9 protein-coding genes are annotated in these 8,145 nt (G+C 64.4%); 6 read left to right on the top strand and 3 right to left on the bottom strand.

What is annotated here, in order from left to right:
• The first annotated feature begins 438 nt into the window (after positions 1-438).
• A complete protein-coding gene (locus AC1DJW_RS24400; protein WP_460455325.1) occupies positions 439-999 on the top strand; it encodes a hypothetical protein in 561 nt (186 codons plus the stop codon).
• 16 nt (positions 1,000-1,015) lie between these two features.
• Here AC1DJW_RS24400 and AC1DJW_RS24395 read toward each other — a convergent pair whose 3' ends face one another.
• From AC1DJW_RS24395 to AC1DJW_RS24385, 3 genes are all read right to left on the bottom strand, one after another.
• The gene (locus AC1DJW_RS24395) at positions 1,016-1,816 is read right to left on the bottom strand and encodes an SDR family oxidoreductase (protein ID WP_476902745.1); all 801 of its coding nucleotides are present in this window, start codon (positions 1,814-1,816) and stop codon (positions 1,016-1,018) included.
• A 22-nt stretch (positions 1,817-1,838) separates the two neighbouring features.
• Positions 1,839-2,474, bottom strand: a complete 636-nt coding sequence (locus AC1DJW_RS24390) for a dihydrofolate reductase family protein (protein WP_459342551.1) — start codon at positions 2,472-2,474, stop codon at positions 1,839-1,841.
• A gap of 123 nt (positions 2,475-2,597) precedes the next feature.
• Positions 2,598-3,899 carry a phosphoribosyltransferase family protein gene (locus AC1DJW_RS24385; protein WP_476902744.1) on the bottom strand — a complete coding sequence of 434 codons (1,302 nt, stop codon included), beginning with the start codon at positions 3,897-3,899 and terminating at the stop codon, positions 2,598-2,600.
• A gap of 251 nt (positions 3,900-4,150) precedes the next feature.
• On the opposite strand from AC1DJW_RS24385, the gene AC1DJW_RS24380 reads away from it, so the two are divergent.
• From AC1DJW_RS24380 to AC1DJW_RS24360, 5 genes are all read left to right on the top strand, one after another.
• A complete protein-coding gene (locus AC1DJW_RS24380) occupies positions 4,151-5,131 on the top strand; it encodes a CapA family protein (RefSeq protein WP_476902743.1) in 981 nt (326 codons plus the stop codon).
• A 110-nt stretch (positions 5,132-5,241) separates the two neighbouring features.
• The gene (locus tag AC1DJW_RS24375; protein ID WP_284752345.1) at positions 5,242-5,667 is read left to right on the top strand and encodes a hypothetical protein; all 426 of its coding nucleotides are present in this window, start codon (positions 5,242-5,244) and stop codon (positions 5,665-5,667) included.
• Between the two features lie 51 nt (positions 5,668-5,718).
• Positions 5,719-6,345 (top strand): dihydrofolate reductase family protein, encoded by a 627-nt coding sequence (locus AC1DJW_RS24370; RefSeq protein ID WP_476902742.1) that lies wholly within the window; start codon positions 5,719-5,721, stop codon positions 6,343-6,345.
• Between the two features lie 13 nt (positions 6,346-6,358).
• Positions 6,359-7,432, top strand: coding sequence for a DNA polymerase IV (locus AC1DJW_RS24365; RefSeq protein WP_476902741.1), 1,074 nt, complete (start codon positions 6,359-6,361; stop codon positions 7,430-7,432).
• 111 nt (positions 7,433-7,543) lie between these two features.
• Positions 7,544-8,137 (top strand): sulfite oxidase-like oxidoreductase, encoded by a 594-nt coding sequence (locus tag AC1DJW_RS24360; RefSeq protein ID WP_476902746.1) that lies wholly within the window; start codon positions 7,544-7,546, stop codon positions 8,135-8,137.
• Positions 8,138-8,145: the final 8 nt, after the last annotated feature.

Raw genomic sequence — 8,145 nt, 5'->3', positions numbered from 1 at the left:
GCTGCTCGTCCGGCTCGTCTGGCATCGCACCACCAGCCCGAAGCACGTCCTGGAACACTCAACCTGGCGACGAAAACACCAACACCGCGCACGACATAGTCATTACAAATCCCGCGGACACACCCCATAAACGCGACTGTAGTACTAGGGGAAAAGTCAAGGGGCGGACGATGACGGACTACGGCAGCCGGACTGGCGACTTGCTCGAAAAGCCATCAAGCTAGGTAGGGGGTAATGAGGGACGAACATACTCCCTCCGCACAGGAAGGCCCCGCAATTCCTAGCCCAAAACGTCCACTCGATCCATGGATCCGCACATACCTCAAGCGCAGCCACGCAGGCCGCTCAGATGCCAAAGGCCTCGGCGCTCTTAGACCCGTGGAGCCGGCCGCCAGGCGGGAGGGCAAGCCCCTCCTCGGCGAAAATCAGGTTTATGTCATGAAGTACGGGGAGGAGTACCACCCGGCGTGGTGCCACATCGTTTCCGACAAATGGAGCACCGCCCCCAGGGGGCTGCTTGTGACCCTTTTGGCCGACGTCGGGACGCGGGCCAGGTGCCAGGAGTGCGATCGATCGCTAAAGTCAGTGACGGAATCCTTTGCGAAGGAACACGAAAGAAGCCCCGGGCCCGACCGGCAGCCTGACACGGCAATCCCGTTGCGAGTAGTCGGGTTCTCCCATGGAATCCTGTTCTTGGCGGCGGGTCCGAAATATCAGGAAGTCCTCAAGCAGACCGCGGTGGAGCCTGCGACCCCACTGCTCGTTGATGGTCGCCGGCACGGAATGCTGCTGAGGGTGGACGCATCCCGCCAAGAGCCACTCCTGGTTATCCAGATGGATCCCCGCGCCAAGTTCCGGAATGGCTCTTATCAGGTGCGCTTGCGTCTTCCGTTGCAGCGCTCGGCCACCAAACCCTACGCCGTGGACTTGGTTGAACCGGCGGCGCGGGCCAAGCACGCCGCCGCGCAACCCCCGGTTGCTGACGACGTGGGACGTTGAGCCCGCACCAGTGGGGTCACCTCCGGACAGCCGTGGAAACCTGCTCGGTGAGGAACTCCTCCCAGGTTCTGCGCCCGACGGCCCTGTCCTCGGACAGGTTGGCGCCCGCTCGGATTGCCTTGGCGGCATGCCCCGGCATATGAACGGGGACGAGTAGGCGCCGCAGACCGGCTGCGGCGAGATAGGAGCGGATGAGCTCACCCATCGGGTAGCAGACCGGACCGGCGAGATCGGGCACAAGGCCAGCGGGCTGAGCGAGAGCGAGCTCGACGAGCCGGTCCGCGACCTCGCCAGCGTCCACCGGTTGGAACCGGAAGCCCTTCGGCACCGGAATGACGGGAAGCTTGGCCATGGCCCGCACGGTCAAGAGCGACAACTCGAAGAACTGCGTGGCGCGGAGGGTACTGAACGGGATCCCGGACCCGGCCACGACCTCCTCCGCATCCCGCTTGGACGCGAAGTAGCCGAAAGCCGCACGGTCGAACCTACTCTTGACCGGGATCGTGTCCGCCCCCACGACCGAGATGAACACAAGGTGCGTCACGTCCGCTCGGGAAGCCGCGGCGACGAGGCGGCGCGCCTTGTCGCCGTCGCCCTTCTGGGTGCCCGCGCAATGCACCACGGTCCGGACACCGCTCAAGGCGGCTTCGATGCCGTCGCCGGTGTCGAGGTCACACTGCGCGAATTCGATGTCCTGCTCCGGTGGAGGGGCATGGCGTCCCGCCACGCGCACGGAGTAGCCCCCGCCCCGTAGGCGCGAAGCCACCAGCCGCCCTAGCGTGCCGGTTCCACCCGTCACCAAAATCGTCGAGTTCACGGCCGTTTCCCTTCGGATCGGCTCACGCCGGACCGCTGCCCGGCGGACCGCTGAGCACGGTGGGGACGTACTCGAGCAGTTGGAGCCGACCATCGAAGGTCCTGCTTTCCACCATCTCGAGCGAGACATCCGGATAGCCGTCGTAGATCCGCTCCCGACCGGTGATGCCCGTGATCACCGGGAAAAGGACCACCCGGAACCTGTCCACGAGGCCAGCAGTCAGCAACGACCGGCACAGGCTCAGGCTCCCGAGAGTGCTCAGGGGCCCGGTCCGGGTCCGTTTCATCTCCGCCACGGCCTCGATCGCGTCCCCGGTGACCAGCTGCGAGTTCGGCCACGTCAAGGGAGCCTGCAGCGTGGAGGAGAAGACGACCTTCGGCACGGCGGCAAGGCCGGTCAGGGCGGCACCCTCATCCTCGGAGAATCCCGAGTCCTCGGCTGCGGCTTCCTCTGACATCCTGGACATAAGCCGGTAGGTCTTCGCCCCGAGAAGGAAGGTATAACCCTTCTCCCCCTCCTGCCCGAGCCACGCCAGGTATTCCGGAGCCTCCAGACCCCACCAGCCGGGCCATCCCTCGGCTGAGGCATACCCGTCCAAGGATATGATCAAGTCGACCGTCAGGTTCGCTGATGACGCATCCGCCATTGTCTCGCCCATGCCCGTCTCCTCGAATATGATCGACGTCGGTTTCCCCCTGGGCCTCGGCCAAGGACAGCCGGGTCCCGTGGCGGCAATGCTAGCCCTGGAGCGAACAGAGGTTCAAGGGACCACTGTCCGGCCTTACGGCAGGTACTGAACAAGCCAATCCCTGGCGAGAATCGCCGCCGCCTCTAATGTTCCGGGTTCTTCGAAGAGATGGGTGGCCCCCGGGACAAGCTCGAGGCGGTTGGGGCAGCCCATCACGGCTTGCGCCCGGCGGTTGAGTTCGAGCACCCGGTGATCCGCACTCCCGACAATCAAGAGCGTCGGGGCCCGCACCATGGCAAGCCTCGCACCCGCCAGGTCCGGACGGCCTCCCCTCGAGACGACTGCGCTGATCTTCTCCCCGAGCTCGGCCGCCGCCCACAATGCGGCGCCGGCACCGGTACTCGCGCCGAAGTATCCCACGCTGCATGAGGCCGTGTCCGGCCTCCCGCTAAGCCATCCCGTTGCCGCGATCAACCTGCGCGCAAGCAGTTCGATGTTGAACACATTGGCACGATTGAGCTCCTCCCCTGGGCTGAGCAGGTCAAGCAGCAAGGTCCCCAGGCCAGCCCGCTGAAGCGTTGTGGCGACAAATCTATTTCTCGGGCTGTGGCGGCCGCTACCGCTTCCATGAGCGAACACCACCACTCCGGCAGCTGATCCGGACAAATGAAAGTGTCCTTGAAGCCACAACCCGTCAGCGGGAATATGGACCTCCTCGTCAAGGACGCGGTCTTCCACGGTTGAAGAGGCATTTTGCAGGCGCTTGGCAGCGGCGGCGAGCAGCCACACCACCTCGTCGTCGCCCGTCGGCGAGAAATCACGGTAGTGGTAGCCGACAGCCGTAAGCCGCGGCGGCGTGGCAAGGCACACCACGTCGTCCGGTTCCGTCAGTCCCGCGAGGACGTCGGACGAGGCGACAGGAACGGCCAGTACCACCTTGGCGGCCCCCAAGTTCCGTGCAATCCGGCATGCCACCCTGGCGGTTGACCCCGTAGCGATCCCGTCATCGACGACGACGGCGATGCGGCCTTTCAAGTCAACGCGGCCCCGGCCGGCGCGAAACCTGGCCACCCGGTCCTCGAGGATAGCCCGCTCCCGCCGCTCAACAGCCCGCAGTTCTTCCTGTTTGACCCTTGTGGCTGCGAGGACGCTCCGCTCGAGCGCATATGTGCCGTCCTCCCCGATGGCGCCCATCGCGAGTTCGGGCTGGGACGGGACTCCCAGCTTCCGCACAACGATCACGTCCAGCGGCGCATCCAAGGCCGCTGCAACCTCAAAGGCCACCGGAACCCCGCCGCGTGGCACCCCTAGGATGACTGCCTCTTGACCACGCAGATGCGCCAGCCGCAGCCCCAACTGCCGTCCTGCATCAGCCCTGTCCTGAAAAATCCCCATCGTCGCGACATTCCCATCAAAGCCGCCGCGCTCCACGTCCAGACCGGAAAGCAGCAAGCAATACACGCGGGGCGGCCTCCTGATCCAACTATCCCCCACGAATCCGGACCACGCGAGGCCTTTCCGTGAAGAACGGCTCAAGCGGCACTCCTTGGGGTTCGACGCCGGTTTTCGCGTCCGTCGGTTGACTGGCACCAGGCGGCGAAGCGGCCCATCCTGATACCAAAGGCCTGCGACGTTGGAGGTGGAGAATGCGGATAGCCCTCCTCGGAGATGTCATGCTCGGTCGGCTGGTCAACGACGAGCTCAAGGTGGCTGCTACCGACTACCCTTGGGGCGATACCCTCCCGGTCCTCCGGCAGGCTGACATCCGATTCGCGAATCTGGAATGCGTTCTCGCGGACGACGGAACGCCTGCGGCCGGCAAGATGTACCACTTCCGCTCGGATGCAAGGAACGTGGAGAGCCTGCGCTCGGCGGGGATCGACGTGGTCTCGCTGGCCAACAACCATGTACTCGACTACGGAGTCGATGCGCTCTTGGAAATGCTGCCGACACTCGACGCGAACGGGATCCTGCATGCGGGGGCAGGGATCGACCTGGAATCTGCCCGCAGCCCGGCGGTCCGGCGGGCAGGACCCACTGCGGTCGGATTTATTGCCTTCACCGACAATGAACCGGGCTGGGAAGCAACCGCCCGAGCTCCAGGAACCTACTATGTCCCGGTCGACTCCGGTGACCGCCGGGTGAAGGATTTGCTGGACATGGTCCGTCGGACGAAAGACCACAGCCAGCTGCTGGTCGTTTCGGCACACTGGGGCGCCAATTGGGGGTCCAAGGTCCCGTCCGCGCACCAGAGCCTGGCCCGGGCGCTGATAGACGCGGGTTCCGACGTCGTGTTCGGCCATTCGGCCCACATATTCCGCGGCATCGAAATCTACAGGGGCCGGCCCATTGTCTACAGCGCCGGCGACTTTGTGGATGATTACGCGGTTGACCCGGATGAACGCAACGATCAGTCGTTCGTCTTCCTCCTGGAAACAGATGGAAACGTACCCAGCACGTTGCGCTTGCATCCGACGAACATCGCCCGCCTGCAAACCCGACTGGCGAGCCAGAGCGCGGGGAAAATCGCCGAGCGGATGCAAAGGCTGAGCAGGCAGTTCGGCACCCGGAGCACGTGGATCGAGAGCGACCGAGTCTTGGAAATACCGATCGACGTGGTCCCATGATCGTGGATTGCTGCCGGCGTGGGAATCATGCCGGGTTCCCGTCCGTTCTTCCCCTTGATGACCTGCTTCGTAGGCAGGATCAGATACGACAGGAAGTTTGGGGACTGACCATGACGTTGAACGAAACCATAGCCCGGTTGCGGGCCGGACACCTCATGGTCCGCGACGCCCAGGAGTGGGACGAGCTTTCCATGGACCTAGGACGCGCTTACCGCAGCAACGACGACGAACTCATTGAACAACTGCAGCCACAGTTCCTGCAGTCATGGAGGACAGTCACAAGGTACGTCCTCCGCGACACCTTCGACGCAGCAGGTATAGCAGTCACCGACCCGAGCCATCCTTGGGGAATCGCAAGGCTCACCGCGAACGGAACGAGTTGCGAGCCACTCCTCTGCCACGCCGACGAAGCTAGCACCGATAGGGCAGAGGCCACCCACGGCGGAGTCCAACTTCTCAATTTCGCGGACGCAATGACCCATTATGCCGATTGCCTGACGCGCCTGTTCGACGAGCGGGACCCAGCGAATAGCTAGGTTTCGTACAAGCTCTTGCCTTCTCGCAGCGCGCGCCGAAAAATGGGGCCTGTGGGAATCATCGTGGTCGACTTGTTCAGTACCCTCGACGGGGTCTATCAGGCTCCAGGCGGGCCCGACGAAGATCGCGAGGGCGGCTTCGAGTTCGGCGGCTGGCAGGCACCATACTTCGACAAGGAGTCCGGCGAGGCGATAGGCGCGGGCATTGAACGCCTCGACGCGCTTCTGCTTGGGCGGAAGACGTACGACATCTTCGCTGGTTTCTGGCCCACCGCACCCGCCGACGACCCGATCGCGGCCCGGTTCAACACCGTGCCGAAATATGTCGCATCACACACAATCACTGACCCCTCTTGGGCCGGGACGACGGTGCTGACGGATGTCGCAACCGAGGTCCGCGGGATCCGCGAGCGCCACGACGAGACCCACGTCATCGGCAGCGGCGGCCTCTTTCAGACCCTCCTCGCCGAGGACCTCGTCGACCGGCTGAATCTCTGGCTGTACCCGGTGACTTTCGGCGCAGGCAAGCGGATCTTCCGGGAGGGTACGGTTCCCGCCGCCTTCACGCTCGCCCAGCCACCTCAAGCCTTCCCGAAGGGCGCGGTCTGGCTCGTCTATGAGCGCGCGGGCGATGTGGTCACAGGCGTCGACATCGAGGCGGAGCGCGCGCAGACATGACAGCTGGTGGCGTGTGAGCGGAATCCCGTGGGTGCTGCACGTTGATCTCGACCAGTTCATCGCAGCGGTCGAAGTGCTCCGACGGCCGGAACTTGCGGGCAAGCCGATCATTGTCGGCGGTCGGGGCGACCCCACGGAACGGGCCGTGGTGTCGACCGCGTCATACGAAGCCAGGGCGTTCGGTGTGGGTTCCGGAATGCCCTTGCGCATTGCAGCCCGGAAAGTGCCCGACGCCGTAATCCTGCCCGTCGATCACGAGGCTTACCTCGAGGCGTCTGAAATGGTGATGGCTACCCTGCGCTCGCAGCCAGGTGCCACCGTTCAGGTGCTGGGTTGGGATGAAGCCTTTGTCGGCGTCGAGGCGGAGGATCCGGAAGCCTACGCCCGGCAAGTGCAGGCGGCCGTCCTGGTGCGAACGCAACTGCATTGCAGCGTGGGCATCGGCGACACCTTGGTCCGGGCCAAGGTGGCCACTGGGTTCGGAAAGCCGGCCGGAGTCTTCCGCCTCACCGCAGGGAACTGGCTCGACGTCATGGGCAGCCGGCCCACCAAGGATCTGTGGGGCGTCGGCACCAGGGTGTCGGCCCGGCTAGCCAAACTCGGCATCAACACGGTCGCCGAACTCGCCGCCTCCGATCCCCAGGACCTGGTCCCGGAGTTCGGCCCCAGGATGGGTCCGTGGTACGCGCAACTCGGACGAGGCGACGGCGCCAGCATTGTGGACGACACCCCGTGGGTTGCCCGAGGACATAGCCGCGAGACCACCTTCCAGCAGGATCTGACGGACCCGACCCAAGTGGAGGACGCCGTGAGGGAGCTGGCAGCGCACGTCCTTGAGGATGTCGTGGCCGAAGGACGGCCCGTCATTGGGCTGACCCTGAAGGTCCGGTACGCGCCGTTCTTGACCACGACCCAGGGGAAGAAGATTCCGGAGACATTCGACCGGAACGAAATCCTCGCGCGGGCCTTGGACCTCGCAGCGGGAATCGAAGCGGGACGTCCGATCCGGCTCCTGGGCCTGCGGGCCGAAATGGCGATGCCCGACGATGCCCGAAAGGGACATACACCCACGCGCGGCGGTTGGTGACGCCGTCGTTCCCTTTGGGCTTTGCCGTAGTGTCTGGACCCTGCCCGGCCGTTGCCCTATCGTTGGGGAACCGAGCACAGTCGGCTCGAGACTCCGCATCGGAGGTACATGATGGGCATCATCTCGTCTGGATTTCACGGAAGACGGCAGACCGGCAATCCAGCGTTGCCAACCGGCCAATACGAGACCGCCAGCTTCCCGGTCCTTACCGCCGGCCCCGCTCCCCGGATCACGACTGACGAGTGGGAATTCTTCATCAGCACCGAGTCAGGGCAGCGTCACGCGTGGTCCTGGGACGCATTCATGGCATTGCCCCAGATGGACATCCATACGGATATCCACTGCGTGACCAGCTGGTCCAAGCTGGGCACCACGTGGCGCGGGGTGTCCCTGGACACTCTGTTTGAGGACGTGGAAACAAACTGCAGGTTCACGATGGCCCACTCCTACGGGGGATACACCACCAACGTCCCGCTCCCGGACCTTCTTGGCGGCAGGGCGTGGGTGGCTTGGGAATTCGACGGTGAGCCACTTGAACGTGCCCATGGCGGACCTGCCCGCCTCCTGGTCCCGCATTTGTACTTTTGGAAGAGCGCAAAGTGGATCAATGGCATCGAGTTGACGCAGGATGACGTTCCTGGTTTCTGGGAGTCCAACGGGTACCACATCCACGGCGATCCGTGGCGGGAGGAGCGCTACTCATGAGGTGCGCC

Source organism: Arthrobacter sp. 05L417 (assembly GCF_056397865.1).
Note: the sequence above shows the minus strand (reverse complement) of the source record. Positions and strands in the feature narration are given on the sequence as shown.